Genomic DNA, 25,766 nt, shown 5'->3' with positions numbered 1-25,766 from the left:
GGTTGGTTATTACTTTGGTCGTGCTTCGGCCGACGAAACCGAGGTTACTCGCCGGTCGCCTTGGCGATGATTTCCTTCGAGACGTTCGAGGGAACCTCTGCGTAGGAATCGAACACCATGGAGAAGTTCGCGCGACCCTGGGTCTTCGACCGCAGATCACCGATGTAACCGAACATCTCCGAGAGCGGAACCAGCGCCTTCACGACACGGGCACCACTGCGTTCCTCCATGGCCTGGATCTGGCCACGGCGGGAGTTGAGGTCGCCGATCACTTCACCCATGTAATCCTCGGGCGTAGTGACCTCGACAGCCATGAGGGGCTCGAGAATGACCGGGCCGGCCTTGCGGGCGGCTTCCTTCAGCGCCTGCGAACCGGCGACCTTGAAGGCCATTTCCGAGGAGTCGACGTCGTGGTAAGCGCCGTCGAGCAGGGTCAGCTTGAGGTTCACGAGCGGGTAGCCGGCGAGAACACCGTACTGCATCGCGTCCTGCGCACCGGCGTCGACCGAAGGGATGTACTCGCGCGGAACGCGGCCACCGGAGACCTTGTTCTCGAACTCGTAGCTCGCGCCGTCCTCGCCGACGAAGGGCTCGAGGGCGATGATGACCTTTGCGAACTGGCCCGAGCCACCCGTCTGCTTCTTGTGGGTGAACTCGTGCTTCTCGACCGGACGGGTGATCGTCTCGCGGTACGCGACCTGCGGCTTGCCGACGTTGGCCTCGACCTTGAACTCGCGACGCATGCGGTCGACGAGGATGTCGAGGTGGAGCTCGCCCATGCCGCCGATGACGGTCTGGCCGGTCTCCTCGTCGAGCTCGACCGAGAAGGTCGGATCCTCTTCGGCGAGCTTCTGGATCGCGGTGCCCAGCTTCTCCTGGTCGGACTTGGTCTTGGGCTCGATGGAGACCTGGATGACCGGGTCCGGGAACGTCATCGACTCGAGGACGATCGGGTTGTCCTGCGCGCACAGGGTGTCACCGGTCGTGGTGTCCTTCAGGCCGATCATCGCGTAGATGTGGCCCGCGACCGCCTCGTCGACCGGGTTCTCCTTGTTGGCGTGCATCTGGAAGAGCTTGCCGATGCGCTCCTTCTTGCCCTTGGTCGCGTTGAGGACCTGGGCACCCGGCTCGATACGACCCGAGTAGACGCGCACGAAGGTGAGCTTGCCGAAGAACGGGTGCGCAGCGATCTTGAAGGCCAGAGCCGAGAACGGCTCTTCCTTGCTGGGCTTACGCGTGAGGATGGTCTCCTCGTCGTTCAGCTTGTGGCCCTCGACCTCACCGATGTCCAGCGGGTTCGGGAGGTAGTCGATGACCGCGTCGAGCATGGGCTGAACGCCCTTGTTCTTGAACGCGGAGCCACACAGAACCGGGTACAGCTCGGAGGCGACCGTCATCTTGCGGATGGCGCCCTTGATCTCCTCGACCGTGAGCTCCTCGCCGCCGAAGTACTTCTCCATGAGAGCTTCGTCGGACTCGGCAACGGTCTCGAGCAGCTTCTCGCGGTACTCGGCAGCCTTGTCGACCAGATCCGCGGGGATCTCCTCGATGGTCGGCTCGGTGCCGGTCGGCACGACGCCGCGCCACGTGATGGCCTTCATCTCGACGAGGTCGACGACGCCGTCGAAGTCGTCCTCGGCGCCGATCGGCAGCTGCAGGACGAGCGGCTTCGCGCCCAGGCGATCGATGATGGTCTGCACGGTGAAGTAGAAGTCCGCGCCCATCTTGTCCATCTTGTTGACGAAGCAGATGCGCGGAACGTCGTACTTGGCAGCCTGGCGCCAGACCTGCTCGGACTGGGGCTCGACGCCCTCCTTGCCGTCGAACACGGCAACGGCGCCGTCGAGCACGCGCAGCGAACGCTCGACCTCGACCGTGAAGTCGACGTGGCCGGGGGTATCGATGATATTGATCTGGTTCTTGTTCCAGAAACAGGTGACAGCAGCGGAGGTGATGGTGATACCACGCTCCTTCTCCTGCTCCATCCAGTCGGTCGTCGACGCACCGTCGTGGGTCTCACCGATCTTGTAGTTCACACCGGTGTAGAAGAGGATGCGCTCGGTCGTGGTGGTCTTGCCGGCATCGATGTGCGCCATGATGCCGATGTTGCGGACCTTGTTCAGGTCGGTCAGCACTTCCTGTGCCACAGGATTCTTCCCCGCTCGTTGATCGTGTCGGCCCTTCTGGGGCCACGTCTCTTTTTCTTGTCAGCCGGCCCGGTGACGGAACCGACACAGTAGTGACAACGCCAGGCCGAGGGATTTCGTGCCGGTGAGGCTCCCTCGGCCTGGCGTGGTATCACCAGCGGTAGTGCGCGAACGCCTTGTTGGCTTCAGCCATCTTGTGGGTGTCCTCGCGACGCTTCACGGAAGCGCCCAGGCCGTTGCTCGCATCCAGGAGCTCGTTGGCGAGACGCTCGACCATGGTCTTCTCACGACGGGCGCGCGAGAAGGTCACCAGCCAGCGCAGGGCCAGCGTGGTGGAACGGCCCGGACGAACCTCGACCGGAACCTGGTAGGTGGCGCCACCGACACGACGGCTGCGGACCTCGAGGGCGGGCTTGACGTTGTCGAGCGCGCGCTTGAGGGTGACGACCGGATCGGTGCCGGTCTTCTCGCGAGCCTGCTCGAGGGCGCCGTAGACGATGCGCTCCGCAGTGGACTTCTTGCCGTCCAGCAGGATCTTGTTGACGAGCTGGGTGACCAGCGGCGAACCGTAGACCGGATCCGCGACGAGCGGCCGCTTGGGAGCGGGACCCTTACGAGGCATCAGCCCTTCTCCTTCTTCGCGCCGTAGCGGCTACGCGCCTGCTTGCGGTTCTTGACACCCTGGGTGTCCAGCGAGCCACGGATGATCTTGTAGCGCACACCCGGAAGGTCCTTCACACGACCGCCGCGGACGAGCACCATCGAGTGCTCCTGCAGGTTGTGGCCCTCACCCGGGATGTAAGCGGTGACCTCGACAGAGCTGGTCAGGCGCACACGGGCGACCTTCCGCAGCGCGGAGTTCGGCTTCTTCGGGGTGGTGGTGTACACGCGAGTGCACACGCCACGACGCTGCGGGCTGCCCTTCAGGGCCGCGGTCTTGACCTTGGCGGCCTTGTCGCGGCGGCCCTTGCGGACCAGCTGGTTGATGGTTGGCATGTACCGGCTTTCTTTCTTCGGTTCCAGACTGCTCAGTCGAGCAACACTGGCTGTTCTGAAATTAGGGATCCATCGGTTGGGGCAAGGAAGCAACTGCCCCGCACCCATCCTCGTGCACACGAGGTCGGGCGTGTCGCGTACCCCCACACAGGCAGCCGGATGCTCGCACCCTGCAGAAACCGCAGAATTGCGTGCACGGCAATGCCCCGCATAGGCACACAGATCGGCCCGATCACGCCGGAGAGGAGCCTGCGGAGCGACCCCAGCGGTCGGACACGACCCCCAACGATACCCGGCGGCGACGTTGGAGGTCAAAGCGGGTCGGGCATGCTATGCCGCGAGGTCGAGTGTGGACTCGACCAGCACCGATGCCGCCTCGCACGGATCGGCCCCGCCCCCGGCGCGGTACTGCACCCACCATCCGACCACGCCACCCGCAGGGAATCCCGCCGTGATGCCGCAGCTGCCCGGATCGGCGGGGGGCTGCGCGAGCACGGCACGCCGGCCGCCGACGGTTACGTCCTCGACCTCGTACCCGAGCCGTTCGGACGTTCGCTTCTCGACCGCGAGGGTCCCCGTCTCGAACCAGTCGAACGTCACGCGGACCGGGCCGCCGGCGCCGTGCACGGTCCAGCGGCAGATCGCGCCCAGGAACCCCCGCTCGATCGTGCCCCCTCCGACGATCTCGGCGATCCGCTCGGGAGCGACGACGTCACACTCGGTGAGCAGGGACGCGTAGTCCGACGAGTGGGCGGCGCCGAACCCCTGCGGCACAGGCGTGCCCGTCACGGACTCGCCGCAGCCACCCAGGAGGAGCGCGAGCGCCACCGCCGCGACGCCCACTGTCCGCACGAGGAGCCCGGATCGCGACATCTCACTGCCCCCTTGCCACGGTCAGTTCGGCGAGATGACGGGCCGCGACACACGGATCGGCGGTGGGGTCGGTCTTGCCGTACGAGATCGACCAGTGCACGAAGTCGTCGCCGAACTCCACTCCCAGCTCGCACAGCCGACTCGAGAGCGAGGATTCGAATCCGGGATGCCCGCCGATCTCGATGTCGGCGGCGGGGCGTCCGATCATTTCGCTACCGGCCCGCTCGCGCCCGATCGGGCTGCCCCGGTACCACGAGAACGAGAAGTGAGGAGCGTTCCGGTCCTGGTCCGGCGACGTCTGCCACTCGCAACCGACGGAGTTTCGGACCACACCCGCGAAGTTCGGGACGCCGACCGCCTCGGCGACTTCCTCGTCCGTGATCGACCCGCACTCGCCGAAGAAGGGGCCGGCACCGGGCGCGCCGGACTCCACCGCGCCGGGTTCCTCGCTCGAACCTCCCCGGCCACACCCCGCGACCAGCAACGCGGCGGTCACGAGAACTGCAACCGGACACCCCAGCCTTCTCGCCGCCATGACGCGGAACTGTACCGCCCGCACCCCGCCCGGGGCAGGCGTCACACCACGGTGTTCGCCGCCCCCACCGGGGCGAGCGCGGCGTCGAGCTGCGCGGCCCAGCTCTTGACGATGTCGGCGCGGCGGCGCGAGTCGTCCGTGAGCACGTCGGCCAGCCCGAGCCCGCGGGCGAGGTCGAGTGTCGCCTGCACGAGTCGCCGCACCGCGGGATCCGAGTCGTCCACGCCGAGGCTCTCGACGGCGGTCCGGTGCGCGATGCGCCCGAACCGTTCCTCGAGGGGGAGCACGCGGGCCCGCAGCTCCGGATCCGCGGCCGCCGCGGTCCACACCTGGAGCGCTGCCTTGAACAGCGTGCCGGTGTAGTAGTCGACGAGACGCGCCACCACCGCCTCCGTGCGGCCCTCCCCCGCCGGCAACTCGGTGACCTCGCGGCGCGCCTGCTCCATCCGGCTGTCGAACATGAACTCGAGCGCCGCCGTGATGAGGTCCTCACGCGTCGGGAAGTGATGCTGCGCGGCGCCGCGCGACACCCCCGCGCGCTGCGCGACGACCGCGACCGTGGTGGCAGACCAGCCGAACTCGGCCAGACAGTCGACCGTGGCGTCCAACAGCCGATGTCGTGTCAGCCGGCTTCGATCCTGTTGTGGTGCGCGCATCGGCGTAGTCCTCTCCGGTGTCTTCCGGTGCCGTTCGGGTGCGAACTCCGCCTTGTGGGTGGTGGTTCGCGGATATTCCAGTAAACACTGCGCTAGTAAGGGTAACCTTCGTCACATTCGCATTGCGGAAGGGTCTCGGGCACGTTACTAATTCTCCTTAGGGAAGGTTTACCTACCTTCCGAATCGCATCGATCACAAGGAGACCTCATGTCCTCTGCCGAGCTCATTCCCGTTGCCGACTTCCTCGTCGATTTCGTCGGTGCCGCCGGTGACTTCTTCTCCGGCCTCAGCTTCTTCCTGGGCTCGCTCGACGCGGTCTCGGCGCTCTTCCCGGCTGCCTGATCCGACCTGCCGGACGGCGCCCGCTCCCGCCAGGGAACGGGCGCCGTCCGCGTCTCAGCCTCCGGCCGCCCACGACGGTTGCCGCTTCTGCAGGAAGGCCGTCACACCCTCGACGGCCTCGGGACTGCCGAAGAGCCGAGCAGACTGCGCCGCAAGGGATTCCCCGAAGGTGTCGAAGTCGGCGAGCATCTTCGCCGTGGTGAGTTTCTTGGACTCCGCCAGCCCCTGCGGCGAGCATTTCCGCAACGTCTCGATCAGGTCCTGCACCGCCTCCCCCGAATCCTGAACCGCCTCGCTGATCAACCCGATCGCCTCGGCCTCGTGGGGGCCGAACTTCTCCCCGGTCAGGAAGTACCGACCGGCGGCGCGCGAGGTCAGCCTGGGGAGCACCGTCAGCGAGATGATCGACGCGGCGAGACCCAGCCGCGCCTCGGTCAGGGCGAAGGTGCTGTCCGGCCCCGCGACGACGATGTCGCACGCCCCCACCAGCCCCATACCGCCGGCACGCACGTGCCCGTCCACCCGCGCGATCACCGGCTTCGGTAGCCGGACGATCGCCCGCAGCAGCTCCGTCATCTGCTGCGTCCGTTCCGCGGCGAGATCCGCGGGACTCGCGTCGGCCCCCGCGGCGCTCGCCTCCGACAGGTCCGCGCCCGCGCAGAACGTGCCGCCGGTGTGCGTCAGCACCACGGTGCGCACCCGGTCGTCGGCGGCAGCGTCGTCCAGCCCGCGTCGCAACTGCTCGACCAGGCCGCTCGAGATCGCATTGCGGTTGTGCGGCGAATCGAGTGTCAGCGTGGCGATTCCGTCAGCGGCTTCGAAGCGCACTCGACGATCCGTCATCTTCACAGCTCCTAGTAGGACTTGGGTAGGCCCAGCGAGTGCTGGGCGACGAAGTTGAGGATCATCTCGCGACTCACCGGAGCCACCCGCCCGATACGCGCGGCGCCCAGCATCGCCGACAGTCCGTACTCCTTGGTGAGCCCGCCACCACCGTGAGTCTGGATGGCCTGGTCGAGCGTCTTGATGGCAGCCTCGGCGGCCGCGTACTTGGCCATGTTGGCGGCCTCGGCCGCACCGAAGTCGTCACCGCTGTCGTACAGCGTCGCGGCCTTCTGCATCATGAGCTTCGCCAGTTCGAGTTCGATCTTGCACTGCGCGAGCGGATGGGCCAGCCCCTGGTGAGCGCCGATCGGCGTCTTCCAGACCGTACGTTCCTTCGCGAACTTCACGCCCGCCTCGAGCGCCCAGCGCCCCATCCCGATCGCCATCGCAGCACCCAGGATGCGTTCCGGATTGAGGCCCGCGAACAACTGCATCAGCGCCGCGTCCTCCGAGCCGACCAGCGCGTCCGCCGGCAGCCGGACGTCGTCGAGGAACAGCGTGAACTGGTGATCGGGTTCGATGATGTCCATCTCCATCGGCTGCGCGACGAAGTTCTCGGCGTCCGTGGGCACGATGAACAGCGCCGGCTTCAGCTTGCCGGTCCTGTGGTCCTCGGTCCGCGCGACGATCAGCACCGCGTCGGCCTGATCGACCCCGGAGATGTAGATCTTGCTGCCCCGCAGAACCCACTCCTCCCCGTCCCGGCGCGCGGTGGTGGTGATCTGGTGGGAATTGGAGCCGGCGTCGGGCTCGGTGATGCCGAACGCCATGATCTTGGAGCCGTCGGCGAGCGCGGTGAGCCACTGCTGTTTCTGCGCGTCGGTGCCGTACTTGCCGATGATGGTGCCGCAGATGGCGGGTGAGACGACCACCAGCAGCAGTCCGGCGCCCTGCGCGGCGAGCTCCTCCTGCACCAGCGCCAGTTCGTAGATGCCCGCTCCCCCGCCGCCGTACTCCTCGGGCAGGTTGACACCCAGGAAGCCGAGCTTGCCGGCCTCGGTCCACAGTTCGGTGAGCGGTTCGCCCTTGCGCGCCTTCGGCAGCACGTAGTCGACGTAGTTGAAGCGCTGCGCGAGCTTCGACACCGCCGCTCGCAGCTCCCTCTGCTCGTCCGTCTCGATGAAGCTGCTCATGCGCTCTCTCCTTCTGCCCCGGCCTCGTTCGACGCCGGTGCTTCCACGATTGCCAGAACGGATCCGACGTCGACCTGCTGGCCGACGACGACGGGGAGTTCGGTGAGCACACCGGAGGTGGGCGCCTTGACGGTGTGCTCCATCTTCATGGCCTCGAGCCACAGGATCGGCTGTCCGGCCTCCACGTGATCGCCCTCCGCCGCCCCGAGGCGGATCACCGCACCCGGCATCGGTGCGAGCAGAGAGCCCTCGGCGACGACAGAGGACGGATCGACGAACCGCGGGACGGCCGTGAGAGCCACCGGTCCGAGCGGCGAGTCGACGCAGACCGTGTCGCCGTAGCGCGCGACGTCGAAACGGCGCTGCAGGCCCGCCACGTCGAGGACGACGTGATCGGGCGTCGACGACACCAGCGACACGTCGTCGAATCCCTCGGCGCGCAGACCCGAGCGGGTGAGCAGGTAGCGGACGTCGTGGTCGCCGTGGATTCCGCTGTACCGCTTGACCTGCGGCTGCGACGGAAGATTTCGCCAGCCGCTCGGCAGGGCGCCGACCACGGGTGCCGCAGCCCGGTTCACCGCGGCGTCGGCCAGGGCGGCGGCGAGCGCGGACAGCTTCTCCGCGTCCGCGTCGGCCAGCGGTCGGGCGAGGACGTCCAGTCCGTGCGTGTCGAAGAAGGCGGTGTCGGTGTCGCCCGCCAGGAACGCCGGATGCCGCAGGACGTTCACGAGCAGATCGCGGTTGGTCCGCAGTCCGTGCAGACGGGTACGGGCCAGTGCCGACGCGAGTACCTGTGCCGCCTGCGCGCGGGTGGGCGCGAACGAGATCACCTTGGCGAGCATCGGATCGTAGAAGACGCTCACCACCGAGCCGTTCTCGACGCCCGAGTCCAGGCGCACGCCGGTCCGATCGAGGAGATCGAACTCGACCGTGTCGCCGGGAAGTTCGATTCGTTCGACCGTGCCACTCTGCGGCCGCCAATTGTGTGCGGGGTCCTCGGCGTACAGCCGGACCTCGATCGAGTGGCCCCGGATCGCCGGTGGCTCGGCCGGCAGTTCGGCACCGGACGCCACCTGCAGCTGCAACTCGACGAGGTCGAGTCCCGTGGTGCACTCGGTTACCGGATGCTCCACCTGCAGACGCGTGTTCATCTCCAGGAAGAAGAAGTCGCCGCGTTCGTCCGCCAAGAACTCGACGGTGCCCGCGCCCTCGTAGCCGATCGCGTTCGCGGCGAGCCTGGCCGCGTCGAACAGCCTGTTGCGCATGGACGGAAGGCGTTCGACGAGCGGGGACGGCGCCTCCTCGACCACCTTCTGGTGACGACGCTGGATGGAGCACTCCCGCTCCCCGATCGCCCAGACGGTGCCGTGCCGGTCGGCCATCACCTGGACCTCGATGTGGCGGCCGGTCTCGAGGTAGCGCTCGCAGAACACCGTCGGATCACCGAACGCGGACTGTGCCTCGCGCTGCGCCGCCTCGATCTCGCGGGGCAGCGCCGACAACTCGCGTACGACGCGCATGCCGCGACCGCCGCCACCGGCGGAGGCCTTGACCAGCACCGGTAGGTCCGCTTCGGTAACCGCAGCCGGATCGAGTTCGGCGAGGACCGGTACCCCGGCCTCGGCCATGATGCGCTTGGACTCGACCTTCGAACCCATGAGCTCGATCGACTTGACGGGTGGACCGATCCAGGTGAGGCCGGACGCCTCGACGGCCTGCGCGAAATCGGCATTCTCCGAGAGGAATCCGTATCCGGGGTGGACCGCGTCGGCTCCGGCCGCATGTGCCGCAGCGATCAACGCGTCGGTGCGCAGGTACGTCTCGGCCGGGGTGGCGCCCGGCAGTCGCACCGCGGCGTCGGCCTCGGCGACATGCGGACTCGCGGCGTCCGGGTCGGAGAAGACGGCAACCGTGCCGACGCCGGTGCGCCGACACGTCGCGAACACCCGACGGGCGATCTCGCCCCGGTTCGCGACCAGCACGGAAGTGATGTCGGAAGTAGTCACAGTCGGCCTCACATCCGGAAGACGCCGAAGTTCTCGGTGCCCTCGATCGGGGCGGTGGCGATGGCCGACAGGCACATCCCCACCACCGTGCGGGTGTCACGGGGGTCGATGACGCCGTCGTCGTACAGGCGCCCGGACAGGAACATCGGCAGCGACTCGGCCTCGATCTGGTTCTCGATCATCGCCCGCATCCCGGCGTCGGCCTCGGCGTCGAACGCCTGCCCACGCGCCTCGGCGGCCGCCCGGCCGACGATCGAGATGACACCCGCGAGCTGGGCGCCGCCCATCACCGCGGACTTGGAACTGGGCCACGCGAACAGGAATCGGGGATCGAACGCGCGCCCGCACATGCCGTAGTGACCGGCGCCGTACGACGCCCCGAGCAGGATCGAGATGTGCGGCACGGTCGAGTTGGCGACCGCGTTGATCATCATCGAGCCGTGCTTGATCATCCCGCCCTCCTCGTACTCCCGCCCCACCATGTACCCGGTGGTGTTGTGCAGGAACAGGAGTGGCGTGTTCGACCGGTTCGCGAGCTGGATGAACTGGGTGGCCTTCTGCGACTCCTCGCTGAACAGGACACCGCGCGCGTTGGCGAGGATGCCGATCGGATAGCCGTGCAGTTCGGCCCAGCCCGTCACGAGCGACGATCCGTACATCGGTTTGAACTCGTCGAAATCGGAGCCGTCGACGATCCGGGCGATCACCTCGCGCGGATCGAACGGAATCTTCAGATCCGACGGGACGATGCCGATCAGTTCCTCGGGATCTTCGAGCGGTTCGATCACCTCCGCTCGCGGCGCCGGGCCCTCCTTGCGCCAGTTGAGCCGGCGGACGATGCTGCGGCCGATACGGATCGCGTCCTGCTCGTCGAGGGCGAAATAGTCGGCCAGACCCGATGTGCGGGCGTGCATCTCGGCGCCGCCGAGGGACTCGTCGTCGGACTCCTCACCGGTCGCCATCTTCACCAGCGGTGGTCCGGCCAGGAACACCTTGGACCGTTCCTTGATCATCACGACGTGATCGGACATGCCCGGGATGTAGGCGCCGCCGGCGGTGGAGTTGCCGAACACGAGCGCGATGGTGGGGATCCCGGCCGCCGACAGCTTCGTCAGGTCGCGGAACATCCGCCCGCCCGGGATGAACACCTCCTTCTGCGTCGGCAGGTCGGCGCCGCCGGACTCGACGAGCGAGATGACGGGCAGCCGGTTCTGGACGGCGATGTCGTTGGCGCGGAAGCCCTTCTTGAGTGTCCACGGATTGGACGTGCCACCGCGGACGGTGGGGTCGTTCGCGACGATGAGGCATTCGACACCGCTGACGACGCCGATACCGACGATCGTCGACGCACCCACCGGGAACTCGGTGCCCCACGCGGCGAGCGGGGACAGTTCGAGGAACGGCGAGTCCGGGTCGATCAGCAACTCGATGCGCTCGCGCGCCAGCAGCTTGCCCCGCTTGTGATGTCGCTCGACGTACTTCTCGCCGCCCCCGGCCAGGGCCTTCGCGTGCTCGACCTCGAGTTCGGCGAGCTTGGCGGTCATCGACTCGGCCGCCGCCGCATACTCGGCCGACTTCGTATCCAGAACCGACTTCAGAATCGTCACGACTGATACCCCAATCGCTTGGCCGCCAACGAGGTCAGGATCTCCGTCGTCCCGCCCCCGATACCCAGAATGCGCATGTCCCGGTACTGCCTCTCCACTTCGCTCTCCGCCATGTAGCCCATGCCGCCGAACAACTGCACGGCCTGGTTCGCCACCCATTCACCGGCCTCGACGGCGGTGTTCTTCGCGAAACACACCTCGGCGACGAAGTCCTCGTTCGAGACGAGCGAACGTTCGACGAGGGTGCGCGTGTAGACGCGGGCGACGTCGATGCGCCGCGTCATCTCGGTGACCGTGTTCTGTACCGCCTGCCGGGAGATCAGCGGACGTCCGAACGTCTCCCGGTCGCGGCACCATTGCAGCGTCAGATCCAGGCAGCGCTGCGCGCTCGCATACGCCTGCGCGGCGAGCGCGATGCGCTCCGTGAGGAACGCCTGCGCGATCTGCGCGAACCCCGAATTCTCCTTGCCCACCAGGTTGTCCACCGGGACCCGGGCGTCGACGAACGACAGCTCGGCGGTGTCCGACGCCCGCCAGCCCATCTTGTCGAGCTTGCGGGCCACCTCGAATCCCGGTGTGCCCTTCTCGATCACGAGCAGCGACACCCCGCCGGCGCCGGGGCCGCCGGTCCGCACCGCGGTGACGACGAAGTCGGCGCGAACGGCCGACGTGATGAACGTCTTGGCGCCGTTGACGACGTAGTGGTCGCCGTCGCGCACCGCGGTGGTCCGCAGGTGGCCGACGTCGGAGCCGCCGCCCGGTTCGGTGATCGCGAGGGATCCGATCTTCTCGCCCGCGAGGGTGGGGCGCACCCACCGGTCGATCTGTCGAGAGTCACCGGCCGCGACCAGATGCGGGAGGGCGATGCCGCACGTGAACAGCGACGCGAACAGTCCGCCGGACGCACCGGCCTGGTGCATCTCCTCGCAGATCACGACCGCGTCGACCAGGTCGCCGCCCTCGCCCCCGACCGCCTCGGGGAAGCCGGCGCCGAGCAGCCCCAGCGCCGCGGCCTCACGGTGCAGCTCGCGGGGGATCTCGCCGTCGCGCTCCCAGTCGCCCAGGTGCGGGAGGATCTCCTGTTCCACGAATCCGCGGACCGTCTTGCGGAGCTGTTGCCGCTCCGGTGTGTCCCACACGGTCATGCGTGTCCTTCCTCGAGCTGGTCTCCATAGCTCGGTACGAGCCCTACCGGGATCTCGATGTGCCGCGAGCGCAGCCACTCACCGAGTCCCTTGGCCTGTGGATCGAAACGGGCCTGCGACGCGACACCGCGGCCGAGGATGCCCTCGATCACGAAGTTCACGGCCCGCAGGTGCGGCAGGACGTGGCGAGTCACGTCGAGGCTCTTCGCTTCCGGCAGCATTCGCTTCACCTCGTCGACGGTGAGCGCGTGCACGAGCCAGCGCCATTGCTCGTCCGTGCGCACCCACACACCGACGTTGGCATTGCCGCCCTTGTCGCCGCTACGAGCCGCCGCGACCGCGCCGAGGGGAACGGTGACCGTGTCGTCCCGGTCCCACGGATCGGGCAGCGTCGGTTCCGGCACGTCCTCGAGTGCTCGGGTATGCGTGCTCGGCGCGATGTCGACGCGTGTGCCGTCGGGCAGCACGGCGACATGCGGGACCTCGGCGGCATCGACGTAGCCGGGTGTGAACACCGCGTACGGCTGACCGTGTGAGGGCGGTGCGGTCAGTGTGAACCCCGGGTAGCTGGCGAGCGCCAGTTCGACGGCCACCGACGAAAACGCGCGGCCCACGACGTCCGGGTCGGTGTCGCGCACCGTGCAGCGCAGCAGCGCGCTCGCCGCCTCCTCGGTGTCGGCGTCGGGATGATCGGTACGCGCGAGTGTCCAGTCGAGCTCCTGCGGCCTCACCTGCAGCCACGAATCCATCTGGCGCCGAACCAGTTCGGCCTTGGCCTCGATGTCGAGCCCGGTGAGCACGAACGTCGCCTCGTTCCGGAATCCGGCGAGCGCGTTGAGCGACACCTTGTACTGCGGCGGCGGGGCCTCACCGGTCACGCCGGAGAGGCGAACGCGATCGGGGCCGTCGCCGGTGAGGAGCACCGAATCCATGCGGGCGGTGACGTCGGGATTCGCGTAGCGGGCGCCGGTGATCTCGTACAGCAACTGCGCAGTGACGGTGTCGACGGTCACCGCTCCCCCGGTCCCCGCGTGCTTGGTGACGACCGACGAGCCGTCGTCGTGGATCTCGGCGATCGGGAAGCCGGGACGGGTGAGGTCGGGAATCTCGGTGAACCACGAGAAGTTTCCACCCGTGGCCTGGGTCCCGCACTCGATCACGTGACCGGCGACGACGGCGCCCGCGAGCTTGTCGAAATCGTCTCGTGCCCAGCCGAAGTGCGCTGCCGCCGGCCCGACGATCACCGACGCGTCGGTGACCCGCCCGGTGACGACGACGTCGGCGCCTGCATCCAGGCACTCCACGATCCCCCAGGCCCCGAGATAGGCGTTCGCGGTGAGCGGCGCGGTCTCCCGATCGAGCCCCAGCTCGGCGACCCGGGCGATGAGGTCGTCGCCCTCCACGTGCGCGATTCTCGCGTTCAGTCCCAGCCTGTCGTTCACCTCGCGTAGCGCGCCGGCGAGACCGGCGGGGTTCAGCCCTCCGGCGTTGGCGACGATCTTCACGCCGCGATCGAGCGCGAGCCCGAGACAGTCCTCGGCCTGACGCAGGAAGGTCTTGGCGTAGCCGCGCGACGGATCCTTCATCCGGTCCCGCCCGAGGATCAGCATCGTGAGTTCGGCGAGGTAATCACCGGTCAGATAGTCGAGCTCACCGCCCTCGAGCATCTCGCGCATCGCCGAGATGCGGTCGCCGTAGAAGCCGGAGCAGTTGCCGATGCGCACCGCGGTCCCGGTCATCGGGTCGCCTCCGTCCGGCCCCGGTCCCTGCCCGCGCCCGGCGGACCCGCGAACGCCTGCGCGATCCCGAGCCAGCGCTCGGCGTCGTCGCCCGTCGTCCGCAGGGCGGTGTCGCGGCGGTGCACCCGCTGGGTGACGAGTAGGCAGAAGTCCTCGGCCGGCCCCGTCACCCGCTGGGCCGCATCCTCCGGACCCCACGCCCAGACTCCGCCGTCCGGCGCGGTGAGTTCCACCCGGAACTCCTCTGCGGGCGGCGTGATCTCGTTGACGCTGTACGCGAAGTCGCGGGTTCGCACCCCCAGGCGGGCAATGTGCTCGAGGCGTTCGGACACCTCCGGCGCCGCACCCAGTGCCTCGGCGACGTCGCGGCCGTGCGCCCACGTCTCCATCAGCCGGGCCGTCGCCATCGAGGCTGCACTCATCGGCGGTCCGTACCACGGAAGTTTGGTCCCGACGGGAACGTCGCGCAGTGCCTGTGCGAGCCGGGCGCGACACTCCCGCCAGTCGGCCAGAAGTTCCCGGGGCGGACGCTGCGCCTCGATCTCGGCGCCCTCGTCGACGAAGCCGTACGGGTTCTTCCACGCCTCGGCGAGTTGGGCGGTGAAGCCATCCTCATCGGTCGCGGCCAGCAGCGCCGCGCGGTCGGTCCACGCGAGGTGACCGATCTGGTGCGCGACGGTCCAGCCCTCCGCCGGAGTCGGCATCGCCCACTTCTCTTCGGGCAGGTCGGCGACCAGCACATCGAGTGCCGCACCTTCCGCACACAGGTCGTCGACGATCTTGTTCAGGTCAGCCACATACCCTCCTCGGATGCCGAGATCAGCATCACACCGGAGGGATTAAAAATCAAGCATGACTGATTGTTTAGCAACGAACAGCCACCACACGACCCCGCCCCGGACCGGTCACGCGGTCAGATGAGCCGCCGCGCCCCACACCCGCCGGCCACCACTGAGGGACCACTCCGCGTCGGGTGCGCGCGTGACGGGATGCTGCCGTTCGACCGTGAAGTTGGTGATGGGCAGGCGCTCCACCATCGCCGGCTCGGCCAGAGTGTTCCCGACGATCCCCTGCTCGAACATCGAGTACGCCGTGTGATTGACCGAGTGGACGGCGACCTGCAGCGCCGAGAGTGCGGTGTGGTGTGGGCCGAACTCGGCGAGCGTGTGACCGCCGCCGATCGTGGTGCCGACCACCGCGTAGTAGTGCCAATGCGAAGGATTGTCCGGGTTGTACGTGACGCCAGGCTCTTCAGCCATGATGCGCCCCTTCCCTGCTCGAGGCTCCTGTCGTGACGATAGAACCGACCCCCGACAGCCTCGGGGCGACGCGCCGACGCGAACTCGGACAACGCGAAGAGCCCCCGAGCGACGAATCGCTCGGGGGCTCTTTCGAATGCGGATGTCAGTGCATCATCACGGGCTGGACGTCCTCGGTCGTCGCGACCGTACGCTTGCGCGGCAGGAAGAACGCCGGGATGAGCGTGACCAGCACCAGGACGAACGCGACCATGAACGTCGCGCCGAACGAGTCGGCCGAATCGTTGAGCATCTGCGCGACGCTGCTCGGGTCGGTCGGCGGGGCCGCATCCTTGCTCAGGCCGTGCGAGGTCATCTGATTCGTCAGCACCACCGACATCGTGGCGGTACCGATCGAGCCCGCCGTCTGCTGGACGATGTTCATCAGCGTCGAGCCACGGGCGATCATGTCGTGCTTGAGCGTGACCATCGCGGCGGTCATCAGCGGCATCATCGTGCAGCCCATGCCGAGGCCCATCACGAACAACGAACCCATCAGCAGCGGGTACGACGACGTCGCGGTCAGCTGCGTGAACGTGAACATGCCCAGCGCGATCAGCGGCAGACCCGTCAGGACGATCTTGCCCGGGCCGATCTTGTCGACCAGTCGGCCGGCGATCGGCATCGTCACCATGGCGCCGATGCCCTGCGGCGCGAGCAACAGGCCGGCGGCCATCGCGGACTCACCACGCACCTGGATGAAGTAGCTCGGGAAGAGCAGGCCCGCACCCATGAACGCGATGATGAACATCGTGGTCGTGAGCACCGCGACCGTGAGCTGACGATTCTGGAACAGGTGCAGGTCGATCAGCGGGTGATCCTTGCGGAGCGCATGGAAGACGAAGCCGACGATCAGGACCAGGCCGACACCGATCGGGATCAGGACCTCCGGGGACAGCCCCTTGCCGTGCTCCGGGATCGACGAGACGCCGTACAGGAACAGCGCCAGGCCGGGCGAGAGCAGCAGCATGCCGACGAAGTCGAACGACTGCGACGGGCTCGGCTCGTCCTTCGGCAGCAGCTTGAACGCCGCGACGAGCGCGATGATGCCGATCGGCAGGTTGATCAGGAAGATCCAGTGCCAGCTGGCAGCGTCGATCAGCCATCCGCCGACGATGGGGCCGGCGATCGGGCCGAGCAGCATCGGGATGCCGAGGACGGCCATGACGCGACCGACACGCTCCGGTCCGGCCGCACGGGTCATGATCGTCATACCCAGCGGCATCAGCATGCCGCCACCGAGGCCCTGGATCACGCGGAACACGATCAGCGACGTGATGTCCCATGCGAAGGCACACAGGACCGAACCGATGACGAACAGCACCAGCGCGCCGATGTAGAGGCGTTTGGTGCCGAAACGGTCAGCGGCCCAACCCGTCACGGGGATGACGGTGGCGAGGGCGAGCGTGTAGGCGGTCATCGTCCAGGCGACGACCGCGTAGCTGGTCTCGAACGTCTCCGCGAACGTCGGCAGCGCGACACTGACGACGGTGACGTCGAGGATGGACATGATGGCGCCGAGCACCACCACGGAGGCGATCTTGAGAACCGCGCCGTCGATCTTGTCCGACTCCGGTGCCCCCGGTTGGGGTCCGGCCGTCGAGTTTGGCGTCGTCATGTACAGAATTCCTGACTTCGGGCCCGCAGGGCATCGCCCGCGAGTATGGGTTGAAGGGCCTCGAGCAACCGCCTGCGGTCCGGCTGGTCCAACCGGCCCGCGAACGCTCGGAGCTCGTCACGCTTGTCCTCGAGGTGACGGGAGACCAGGCTTCGCCCGGACTCCGTCAGCGAGACCCGTTTGATCCGACGATCCCCCGGGTCCTCACGGCGCAACACAAGTTCCTGACACACCAACTGGTCGATGTTGCGACCCGCGGCAGCCACCGACATCCGCAGACACTCCGCGACCTCGTTGATCGCGATCGGCTCGCCGTGCTGCGCCAGCACGAAGAGCGCACGGACCTGCGAGAACGACAGATCCATCGCGATGAGGGTGTCCATCGACTCGGACTCCCCCATACCCAGGAGACGCATGATGAACTCCTCGAGCACGGTGTACACGTCGTCCGGAGTCACATCAGCCACGGGCTCGAATAGTAGCGATCATGCAACTATTGCGGAAACGCAATTACCCCCACGGCCACGTGAATCCGCGGCCTCTCAACGACACCACGAGGCGACTACCTGCGGCAACAGATTTTCCGGGCAGGGAGGGGTCAGGTGACGAGGAACACAGTCAGTCCTGGACCAATACGGCCTTTCCGAGCACCCGGCCTGCCTCCAGATCCACGAGAGCCTCCGCGGCCGACGAGAGCGGGTACCGCGCCTTCACGAGGGGACGCAGCCCCGCCCGCACGTGCTCGACGAGCGCAGCATGCGTCTCTGCCAGCGCCGACGGCTCGTGTCGCAGGAACTCGCCCCACGCCGCGCCCACGATGCTGATGTTGCGGAACAGGACCCGATTGACCTTGACCGACGGGATACCGCCGCCGGCGAAGCCGATCACCACCAGACGCCCCTCGGGCGCGAGTGCGCGGACCGCGTCGTCGAACGCGTCGCCCCCGACCGGATCCACGACGACATCGGCGCCGCGCCCGTCGGTGAGCTCACGGACCCGAGCGGCCCACCCGTCGGCGAGCCGGACCACGTCGTCCGCGCCGATCTCGCGCAGGAAGTCATCCGCGCCGTCCCGTCGCACCACCGCGATCACCCGGGCCCCGTGCGCCTTCGCCAACTGGATCGCGGACGTCCCGACGCCGCCGGCCGCACCGAGGATCACGACGTTCTCCCCCGGCTGCAACCGTGCCCGCCGGGCGAAGGCGAACTCCATCGTCTGATAGTTGATGATCAGCGACGCCGCCTCCTCGAACGAGAGCTCGTCCGGGATCGGCAGCACCAGATTCGGGTGGACGGCGACGCGTTCCGCGTAGCCGCCGAGGCTCGACACCGCGAGCACCCGCTGTCCGGGCTCGAACCCGCTGCCCTCGGGTGCACCGATCACGACGCCCGCCACCTCGGTGCCGGGCACGAAGGGCGGCTCGGGCCGGATCTGGTACTTGCCGTAGCTGATCAGCAGATCGGGAAAGCACACGCCGCTGGCCTTGACGTCGATCAGCACCAGCCCCGCGGAGTCCGGTTCCGGGACCTCTCGAACCACGATCGCCGACGGCCCTGCCAGATCCGTGACCACCACTGCGCGCACTTTCCACCTCCGAAATCCGCAGGGCGGCATCTCCGGTGGACGCTGCACCCTGTGCGTGACGCTACCCCGGGTTCATCCGCCGAACAGCGCGCGACGCTTGCGTCCGACCGCCACCATCTCCGCGGTGTCCGTCATCTTGACCCGCGGCCGTCCGCTCGACAGTCCTCGGCTCCGCTCCGCCTGGTCGATCGCTTCCCAGCCTCGCCGTGAGATCCGCTCGGGCTGTCGATGCGCCAGCAGCTTGCCGAGGTCCTTCCGCCCACCGGTCGGCGTTGCCAGGCGCCGGGCTTCGAAATCCTCGACGAGCCGGGCGACGGTCTCCTTGGCGCACGTCTTGTTCGTCCCGATCACTCCGCTCGGGCCCCGCTTGATCCATCCGGTGACGTACACACCGCCGACCGGTTCCCCGGCTCCGACGACGACGCGGCCGCGGTCGTTCGGGATCACCCCGCGCCGATCGTCGAAAGGCACCCCCGCGACCGGACGCCCCCGGTAGCCGATCGAGCGCAGCACCAGCGAGGTGTCGATTCGCTCGGTGCGGCCGGTGGGATGCGCCGCTAGTCCACCGGCGGCGTCCTCGACCAACTCGTTCGCGACGACGCCGAGCCCCTCGACGTGCTCGGTGCCGACGATCTCCGTGGGCGACGTCAGGTATCGGAACACGATTCGCCGGTTGCCCGGAGCGGGAGTCCGCTCGGCGAACTCCTGCGCGAGGCGCACCTTCATCGCGACGGCCGGTTCGGTCGTGTCGGCGTCGACCAGCGCGCGGGAGTGCGGATCGAGCTCCACCTCTGCGGGGTCGATCACGACGTCCACCCCGGACAGGTCGCCGAGGGCGAGGAACTCGGGGTTGGAGTAGGCGGCCTGCGCGGGACCTCGCCGACCCAACAGCACGACCTCGCGGATGTTGCTGTCGCGGAGCGCCTTCAGTGCGTGATCGGCGATGTCGGTCTTCGCCAGTTCGTCGGGGTCCATCGTCAGGATGCGCGCGACGTCGAGCGCCACGTTGCCGTTGCCGACGATCACCGCCCGCTCCCCGGAGAGGTCGAACGTGCGGTCCGCGTAGTCCGGGTGCCCGTTGTACCAGGCGACGAACTCGGTGGCGGCATGGCTTCCCGGAAGCTCCTCGCCCGGCACGCCCAACGCCCGATCGCTCGATGCGCCCACCGCATAGATCACCGCGTGGTGATGGGCCAGCAGGTCGGCATGGCTGACGTGCTTGCCGACCTCGACGTTCAGGTGGAACTGGAACGCGTCGCGGCCGAGCGACCACTCGAACATCTCGGTCACCGACTTGGTGCCCGGATGGTCGGGCGCGACGCCGGCACGGACGAGGCCCCACGGCGTCGGCAGCTTCTCGAACATCTCGACCTCGACGTCGGAGCGTTTGAGCAGTTCCTCCGCCGCGTAGCAGGCCGCGGGCCCCGCCCCGACGATCGCGACCCGCAGGGTGCCGAGGTCCCGCACCGGCGGTGTCGCGGGGGTGAGCGGAATCCAGTCCGGCTGCAGCGGGTGCCGCGTGTAGTAGTCGGCGTTGATCTCGCGGTACCGCTGCAGCGACTCGGTCAGTTGGTCCTCGGGGAAGATCGCGTCCACCGGGCAGGCATCGACACACGCGCCGCAGTCGATGCAGGCCTCGGGTTCGATGTAGAGCATCTCCGTGGTCGCGAATTCCGCTTCCTCCGGCGTCGGATGGATGCAGTTCACCGGACACGCCGACACACAACTCGCATCGTTGCAGCACGCCTGGGTGATGACGTAGGCCATGTTCGATTTCCCGTCTCGAGCGCCACACGGGACGTGACGCACGCCCGACGCAGTCACCGATGTGACAGCCTTCATGTGACTATGAGTTACAGTTATGAGACTGTACTCGGCCCCGGGCGATCGAACAAGCACTCACGGCAGAGTCCGCGGCTCACCGAATCCGGTGACGACAGCGCCGCCAACTGTCACAATCGCTGGCGACAACCGCCGAACCGAGGGAACACCGTGGCTTCCGAGCAGATCGCCCCCGCAACGCAGAGCGTCACTCCGGCCGGATCGCCGGCGCCGGCGCCCCCGCCCGAGCAGTGTTTCGAGACCTCGCGCCCGATTCGCACCGGAGACGTCGACACCGAGAATCGACTGCGCCTCGACGGGATCGCCCGCTACCTCCAGGACATCGGCTCGGACAATCTGGCAGCGTTCGGCTTCGACAAGTCCGATCCCCTGTGGATCGTCCGGCGCACCGTCATCGAGGTCCACCGCCCGGCCGTGTGGCCCGACCGGATGCACCTGCGCCGCTGGTGCGCGGCGCATTCGACGCGATGGTCGGCGATGCGCGTCCGACTGACGAGCACCGCGGGCGCACTGATCGAGACCGAGGGCTTCTGGATCGACATCGGCGCCGACACCGGAATGCCCACCCGGATCAGCGACGGCCTGCTCGAGAGCCTGGGCCGGACCACCGACGAGCACCGTCTCCGCTGGAAGCCGTGGCTGACGGCGACACCGCCCGACATCGACGACTGGGAAGACCACGAGCGGACGTTCCACCTGCGGACCACCGACATCGACCCGTTCAACCACGTCAACAACGCAACGTACTGGCACGCGGTGGAGGACTGCCTCGCCGACCGGACGGACCTGCGAGAGACGCCCTACCGCGCGGTAGTCGAGCACCTGAGCCCGATCTTCGCGCGCGATCACGTGCGACTCCGCACCGACGGCGACGACACCTCGCTCTCGGTGTGGTTCCTCGTCGAGGGCGAGGTGCGCGCCGTCGCGCGCGTCGAGAAACTCCCCCGCGAAAAGGTCTGAGTCAGAACACCTTCTTCGCGACCACCGCGATACCCGCGATCAGCAGGGTCACCAGCAGCGCCGTGCCGAATCCGGTGAGCCACCACAGCACACCGAAGACGACCACGGCCGGAGCCGCGACGATCGCCACGATGGCCGGGCTCTCCTTGACGACCTCGAGCGCAGACTCCGCCTTCACCCGATCGATGTTCTTACCGGCCATGATGCCCTCCGCCTGTCCAATTAGTCCGATTACAGGAACATTCTTCCTGCTCCCCAGAATGCCCGAAGGCCCCGCCCCCTGGTGGGGACGGGACCTTCGAGTCGAACTTTCTACGGGTTAGCGGTAGTCGCTACCGAATCCGTAGTCGTCCAGCGGAACCGCAGCACCGGTGCCGGTGCCGAAGCCCTCCGGGCTGTAGTACTGGTCGTCGTAGGACGGAACCGCGTACGCAGCCGCGCGAGCCTCCTCGGTGGGCTGAACCTGGATGTTCCGGTACCGGTTGATGCCGGTGCCGGCCGGGATCAGCTTGCCGATGATCACGTTCTCCTTGAGACCGATCAGCTTGTCCGAACGGCAGTTGATCGCCGCGTCGGTCAGCACGCGAGTGGTCTCCTGGAACGACGCCGCCGACAGCCACGAGTCGGTCGCCAGCGACGCCTTCGTGATACCCATCAGCACCGGACGTCCGGCCGCAGGCTCGCCGCCCTCGGCGACGACGCGACGGTTGGACGCCTCGAACTCCGCACGCTCGACCAGCGAGCCGGGCAGGAACTCCGTCGAGCCCGAATCGATGATCGTGACGCGGCGCAGCATCTGGCGCACGATGACCTCGATGTGCTTGTCGTGGATCGACACACCCTGGCTCCGGTACACCTCCTGGACCTCGTTGACGAGGTGGATCTGCACCTGACGCGGGCCCATGACACGCAGCACGTCGTGCGGGTCGGCAGCGCCCTCGAGCAGCTGCTGACCGACGTCCACGTGGTCACCGTCCGACAGCAGTCGCTCCGAGCCGTCGTCGTGCTTGAACACGCGCAGACGCTGACGCTTCGACAGCTTGTCGTACACGACCTCTTCGCCACCGTCGTCCGGGACGACCGTGATCTTGTAGAAGCGGTCGTCGTCGTCGAGCTGCACCCGGCCGGAGACCTCGGTGATCGGGGCCTTGCCCTTGGGGACGCGGGCCTCGAACAGCTCCTGGACACGCGGCAGACCACCGGTGATGTCGGCCGCGCCGGCCGCACCACCCTGGTGGAAGGTACGCATCGTCAGCTGGGTACCGGGCTCACCGATCGACTGAGCGGCGACGATACCGACGGCCTCACCGATGTCGACGAGCTTGCCGGTCGCCATCGAGCGGCCGTAGCAGGTCGCACACACACCCGTGGCGGTGGTGCAGGTGAGGACCGAGCGGACCTTGACCTGCGTGACACCGGCCGCGAGCAGCGCGTCGATGGCCGGATCGCCCAGGTCGTGTCCACGCTCGACGATCACGTTGCCGTTCTCGTCGACCGCGTCCGCGGCCAGGGTGCGGGCGTACGTCGAGGTCTCGACGTGCGCGTCGCGGATCATCGTGCCGTCCGCTGCCTTCTCCGCGATCGTGGTGAGAATGCCACGCTCGGTGCCACAGTCGACCTCACGGACGATGACGTCCTGCGAGACGTCCACCAGACGACGGGTCAGGTAACCCGAGTCGGCGGTACGCAGAGCGGTATCGGCCAGACCCTTACGAGCACCGTGCGTGTTGATGAAGTACTCGAGAACCGTCAGGCCCTCCTTGAAGGAGGACTTGATGGGACGCGGGATGAACTCACCCTTCGGGTTCGTCACCAGGCCCTTCATACCGGCGAGCGAGCGAACCTGAGTCATGTTGCCGGCCGCGCCGGACTTCACGATCATCGGGATCGGGTTGTCATCGGGGAAGTGGGCCTCCATGGCCTTGCCGACCTCGTCGGTGGCCTCGGACCAGATCTTCACCAGGGCGCTGTTGCGCTCGGCATGGTTGAGAGCACCGCGCTGGTACTTCTTCTCGATCTGATCGGCCTGCGCCTCGAACTGCTCCATGATCTGAGCCTTCTCCGGCGGCACGAGGACGTCGGAGATCGAGACCGTCACGCCGGACCGGGTGGCCCAGTGGAAGCCGGTGTCCTTCATCTTGTCCACCGTCTGCGCGACCACGATCATCGGGTAACGCTCGGCCAGATCGTTGATGATCGTCGCCTGACGCTTCTTCGGCATCTGCTCGTTGATGAACGGGTAGTCCGCCGGGAGCAGATCGTTGAACATCACGCGGCCGAGAGTCGTCTCGACGATCCAGCCGTCACCGAAGTTCCAGCCCTCGGGGAACAGCTCCGCCTCGATCTCACGCGGCGGGCGCTGGTGCGTCAGACGCACCTTGATGTTCGCCTGCACCGACAGCACGCCACGGTCGACGGCCATCTGCGCCTCGGCCGGCGAGCTGTAGACACCCTGCTCCGGCTGGCCGTCGGTGGCCGGCTGGTAGGCACCGATCGCACCCTCGACCTCGCGGGTCAGGTGGAACAGACCCGTGACCATGTCCAGACGCGGCATGGCGAGCGGACGACCCGACGCCGGCGACAGGATGTTGTTCGACGACAGCATCAGGATGCGGGCCTCGGCCTGCGCCTCCGCCGACAGCGGCAGGTGCACGGCCATCTGGTCACCGTCGAAGTCGGCGTTGAACGCCTCACACACGAGCGGGTGCAGCTGGATGGCCTTGCCCTCGACGAGCTGCGGCTCGAAGGCCTGGATGCCGAGGCGGTGCAGCGTAGGTGCACGGTTCAGCAGCACCGGGTGCTCGTTGATGACCTCTTCGAGGACGTCCCACACCTGCGGACGCTGACGCTCGACCATGCGCTTCGCCGACTTGATGTTCTGCGCGTGGTTGAGGTCGACCAGACGCTTCATCACGAACGGCTTGAACAGTTCGAGCGCCATGAGCTTCGGCAGACCGCACTGGTGCAGCTTGAGCTGCGGGCCGACGACGATGACCGAACGGCCCGAGTAGTCGACGCGCTTGCCGAGCAGGTTCTGACGGAAGCGACCCTGCTTGCCCTTGAGCAGATCGGACAGCGACTTCAGCGGACGGTTGCCCGGACCCGTGACGGGCCGGCCACGACGACCGTTGTCGAACAGCGCATCCACGGACTCCTGCAGCATCCGCTTCTCGTTGTTGACGATGATCTCGGGCGCACCCAGATCGATCAGTCGCTTGAGGCGGTTGTTGCGGTTGATGACGCGGCGGTACAGGTCGTTCAGGTCGGACGTCGCGAAACGACCACCGTCGAGCTGGACCATCGGGCGCAGCTCCGGCGGGATCACCGGAACGGCGTCGAGAACCATGCCCATCGGCGAGTTGCCCGACTGCTGGAACGCAGCGACGACCTTGAGGCGCTTGAGAGCACGCAGCTTCTTCTGCCCCTTGCCGCTGCGGATGGTCTCGCGCAGCGACTCGGCCTCGGCCTCGATGTCGAAGTTCCGCATGAGGATCTGGATGGACTCCGCGCCCATCGCACCGGTGAAGTACTCGCCGTAGCGGTCGACGAGCTCGCGGTACAGGCCCTCGTCCACGATGAGCTGCTTGACGCTCAGCTTGGTGAACGTGGTCCAGATCTCGTCGAGGCGATCCAGCTCGCGCTGCGCACGGTCACGGAGCTGACGCATCTCGCGCTCGCCGCCGTCCTTGACCTTGCGGCGGACGTCGGACTTGGCGCCCTCGGCCTCGAGCTCGGCGATGTCGGCTTCGAGCTTCTGCGCGCGGGCCTCGAGATCGGCGTCACGCTGATCGGCGACGGTCTTCTTCTCGACCTCCATCTCGGCCTCGAGCGTGGAGAGCTCGTTGTGACGCAGCTCCTCGTCGACACCGACGATGACGTAGGCGGCGAAGTAGATGATCTTCTCGAGATCCTTCGGAGCCAGGTCCAGCAGGTAGCCGAGACGGCTCGGCACACCCTTGAAGTACCAGATGTGGGTGACCGGAGCGGCGAGCTCGATGTGGCCCATACGCTCACGACGCACCTTCGCGCGGGTCACCTCGACGCCGCAGCGCTCGCAGATGATGCCCTTGAAGCGGACGCGCTTGTACTTACCGCAGTAGCACTCCCAGTCCCGGGTGGGGCCGAAGATCTTCTCGCAGAAGAGGCCGTCCTTCTCGGGCTTGAGCGTGCGGTAGTTGATGGTCTCCGGCTTCTTGACCTCGCCGTAGGACCAGTTGCGGATGTCCTCCGCGGTCGCGAGACCGATGCGGAGTTCATCGAAGAAGTTGACGTCGAGCACGTAACTTCCTTTCCCCAGAGGGATTGTGGATCAGCGGGTGAGATCCGCTTTTCCTGACTGCCAATTCAAATGTGCTCTAGCGCCCCCGGGCCGTGTCACCACGGACTGCGTCACAGGCCG

At 67.5% G+C, this 25,766-nt stretch carries 22 protein-coding genes; 2 read left to right on the top strand and 20 right to left on the bottom strand.

What is annotated here, in order from left to right:
* Window positions 1–44 precede the first annotated feature (44 nt).
* The 6 genes from fusA to ABEU20_RS14980 form a co-directional block, all read right to left on the bottom strand.
* Window positions 45–2,147: an elongation factor G gene (fusA, locus tag ABEU20_RS15005; RefSeq protein ID WP_420165202.1), complete on the bottom strand. Its 2,103-nt coding sequence runs from the start codon at window positions 2,145–2,147 to the stop codon at window positions 45–47.
* 151 nt (window positions 2,148–2,298) lie between these two features.
* Window positions 2,299–2,769: a 30S ribosomal protein S7 gene (rpsG, locus tag ABEU20_RS15000; protein WP_005518273.1), complete on the bottom strand. Its 471-nt coding sequence runs from the start codon at window positions 2,767–2,769 to the stop codon at window positions 2,299–2,301.
* Window positions 2,769–3,143: a 30S ribosomal protein S12 gene (rpsL, locus tag ABEU20_RS14995; RefSeq protein ID WP_003937662.1), complete on the bottom strand. Its 375-nt coding sequence runs from the start codon at window positions 3,141–3,143 to the stop codon at window positions 2,769–2,771. The genes rpsG and rpsL overlap by 1 nt, the downstream gene beginning before the upstream one ends.
* Before the next feature lie 330 nt (window positions 3,144–3,473).
* On the bottom strand, window positions 3,474–4,016 hold the full coding sequence (locus tag ABEU20_RS14990) for a DUF3558 domain-containing protein (protein WP_420165201.1): 543 nt from the start codon (window positions 4,014–4,016) through the stop codon (window positions 3,474–3,476).
* Window position 4,017: 1 nt separating this feature from the next.
* Window positions 4,018–4,551, bottom strand: coding sequence for a DUF3558 domain-containing protein (locus ABEU20_RS14985; protein ID WP_420165200.1), 534 nt, complete (start codon window positions 4,549–4,551; stop codon window positions 4,018–4,020).
* Window positions 4,552–4,592: 41 nt separating this feature from the next.
* Window positions 4,593–5,207: a TetR/AcrR family transcriptional regulator gene (locus ABEU20_RS14980; protein WP_420165199.1), complete on the bottom strand. Its 615-nt coding sequence runs from the start codon at window positions 5,205–5,207 to the stop codon at window positions 4,593–4,595.
* A 208-nt stretch (window positions 5,208–5,415) separates the two neighbouring features.
* Between ABEU20_RS14980 and ABEU20_RS14975 the strand changes: the two genes are divergently transcribed.
* Window positions 5,416–5,550, top strand: coding sequence for a hypothetical protein (locus ABEU20_RS14975; RefSeq protein WP_005518268.1), 135 nt, complete (start codon window positions 5,416–5,418; stop codon window positions 5,548–5,550).
* 54 nt (window positions 5,551–5,604) lie between these two features.
* On the opposite strand, the gene ABEU20_RS14970 is transcribed toward ABEU20_RS14975, so the two are convergent.
* The 12 genes from ABEU20_RS14970 to ABEU20_RS14915 form a co-directional block, all read right to left on the bottom strand.
* Window positions 5,605–6,393 carry an enoyl-CoA hydratase family protein gene (locus ABEU20_RS14970; RefSeq protein ID WP_420165198.1) on the bottom strand — a complete coding sequence of 263 codons (789 nt, stop codon included), beginning with the start codon at window positions 6,391–6,393 and terminating at the stop codon, window positions 5,605–5,607.
* Between the two features lie 11 nt (window positions 6,394–6,404).
* Entirely contained in the window at window positions 6,405–7,568 is a 1,164-nt protein-coding gene (locus ABEU20_RS14965) for an acyl-CoA dehydrogenase family protein (protein WP_420165197.1), read from the bottom strand.
* On the bottom strand, window positions 7,565–9,574 hold the full coding sequence (locus ABEU20_RS14960) for an acetyl/propionyl/methylcrotonyl-CoA carboxylase subunit alpha (protein ID WP_420165196.1): 2,010 nt from the start codon (window positions 9,572–9,574) through the stop codon (window positions 7,565–7,567). The genes ABEU20_RS14965 and ABEU20_RS14960 overlap by 4 nt, the downstream gene beginning before the upstream one ends.
* Before the next feature lie 8 nt (window positions 9,575–9,582).
* Window positions 9,583–11,181, bottom strand: coding sequence for an acyl-CoA carboxylase subunit beta (locus tag ABEU20_RS14955; RefSeq protein ID WP_420165195.1), 1,599 nt, complete (start codon window positions 11,179–11,181; stop codon window positions 9,583–9,585).
* A complete protein-coding gene (locus ABEU20_RS14950) occupies window positions 11,178–12,326 on the bottom strand; it encodes an acyl-CoA dehydrogenase family protein (protein WP_420165194.1) in 1,149 nt (382 codons plus the stop codon). Before ABEU20_RS14950 ends, ABEU20_RS14955 begins: the two co-directional genes overlap by 4 nt.
* Entirely contained in the window at window positions 12,323–14,065 is a 1,743-nt protein-coding gene (locus ABEU20_RS14945; protein ID WP_420165193.1) for an acyclic terpene utilization AtuA family protein, read from the bottom strand. The genes ABEU20_RS14950 and ABEU20_RS14945 overlap by 4 nt, the downstream gene beginning before the upstream one ends.
* Complete coding sequence (locus tag ABEU20_RS14940) at window positions 14,062–14,862, bottom strand: TIGR03084 family metal-binding protein (RefSeq protein WP_420165192.1); 801 nt, start codon at window positions 14,860–14,862, stop codon at window positions 14,062–14,064. Before ABEU20_RS14940 ends, ABEU20_RS14945 begins: the two co-directional genes overlap by 4 nt.
* 108 nt (window positions 14,863–14,970) lie before the next feature.
* Window positions 14,971–15,324 carry a hypothetical protein gene (locus ABEU20_RS14935; RefSeq protein WP_420165191.1) on the bottom strand — a complete coding sequence of 118 codons (354 nt, stop codon included), beginning with the start codon at window positions 15,322–15,324 and terminating at the stop codon, window positions 14,971–14,973.
* Window positions 15,325–15,469: 145 nt separating this feature from the next.
* Window positions 15,470–16,981 carry a DHA2 family efflux MFS transporter permease subunit gene (locus ABEU20_RS14930; RefSeq protein ID WP_420165190.1) on the bottom strand — a complete coding sequence of 504 codons (1,512 nt, stop codon included), beginning with the start codon at window positions 16,979–16,981 and terminating at the stop codon, window positions 15,470–15,472.
* Complete coding sequence (locus ABEU20_RS14925) at window positions 16,978–17,448, bottom strand: MarR family winged helix-turn-helix transcriptional regulator (protein ID WP_225019322.1); 471 nt, start codon at window positions 17,446–17,448, stop codon at window positions 16,978–16,980. The genes ABEU20_RS14930 and ABEU20_RS14925 overlap by 4 nt, the downstream gene beginning before the upstream one ends.
* Before the next feature lie 151 nt (window positions 17,449–17,599).
* Window positions 17,600–18,565, bottom strand: a complete 966-nt coding sequence (locus ABEU20_RS14920) for an NADPH:quinone oxidoreductase family protein (protein ID WP_420165189.1) — start codon at window positions 18,563–18,565, stop codon at window positions 17,600–17,602.
* Between the two features lie 72 nt (window positions 18,566–18,637).
* Window positions 18,638–20,332 (bottom strand): FAD-dependent oxidoreductase, encoded by a 1,695-nt coding sequence (locus tag ABEU20_RS14915; RefSeq protein WP_420165188.1) that lies wholly within the window; start codon window positions 20,330–20,332, stop codon window positions 18,638–18,640.
* A gap of 225 nt (window positions 20,333–20,557) precedes the next feature.
* Here ABEU20_RS14915 and ABEU20_RS14910 point away from each other — a divergent pair, with 225 nt between their 5' ends.
* Complete coding sequence (locus ABEU20_RS14910; RefSeq protein ID WP_420165187.1) at window positions 20,558–21,367, top strand: acyl-[acyl-carrier-protein] thioesterase; 810 nt, start codon at window positions 20,558–20,560, stop codon at window positions 21,365–21,367.
* Window position 21,368: 1 nt separating this feature from the next.
* Here ABEU20_RS14910 and ABEU20_RS14905 read toward each other — a convergent pair whose 3' ends face one another.
* Both ABEU20_RS14905 and ABEU20_RS14900 read right to left on the bottom strand, forming a co-directional pair.
* Window positions 21,369–21,569, bottom strand: a complete 201-nt coding sequence (locus ABEU20_RS14905) for a hypothetical protein (protein ID WP_420165186.1) — start codon at window positions 21,567–21,569, stop codon at window positions 21,369–21,371.
* A gap of 117 nt (window positions 21,570–21,686) precedes the next feature.
* On the bottom strand, window positions 21,687–25,646 hold the full coding sequence (locus tag ABEU20_RS14900; protein WP_420165185.1) for a DNA-directed RNA polymerase subunit beta': 3,960 nt from the start codon (window positions 25,644–25,646) through the stop codon (window positions 21,687–21,689).
* Between the last annotated feature and the right edge of the window lie 120 nt (window positions 25,647–25,766).

Source organism: Rhodococcus parequi (assembly GCF_046042785.1).
GTDB lineage: Bacteria > Actinomycetota > Actinomycetes > Mycobacteriales > Mycobacteriaceae > Prescottella > Prescottella parequi.
Note: the sequence above shows the minus strand (reverse complement) of the source record. Positions and strands in the feature narration are given on the sequence as shown.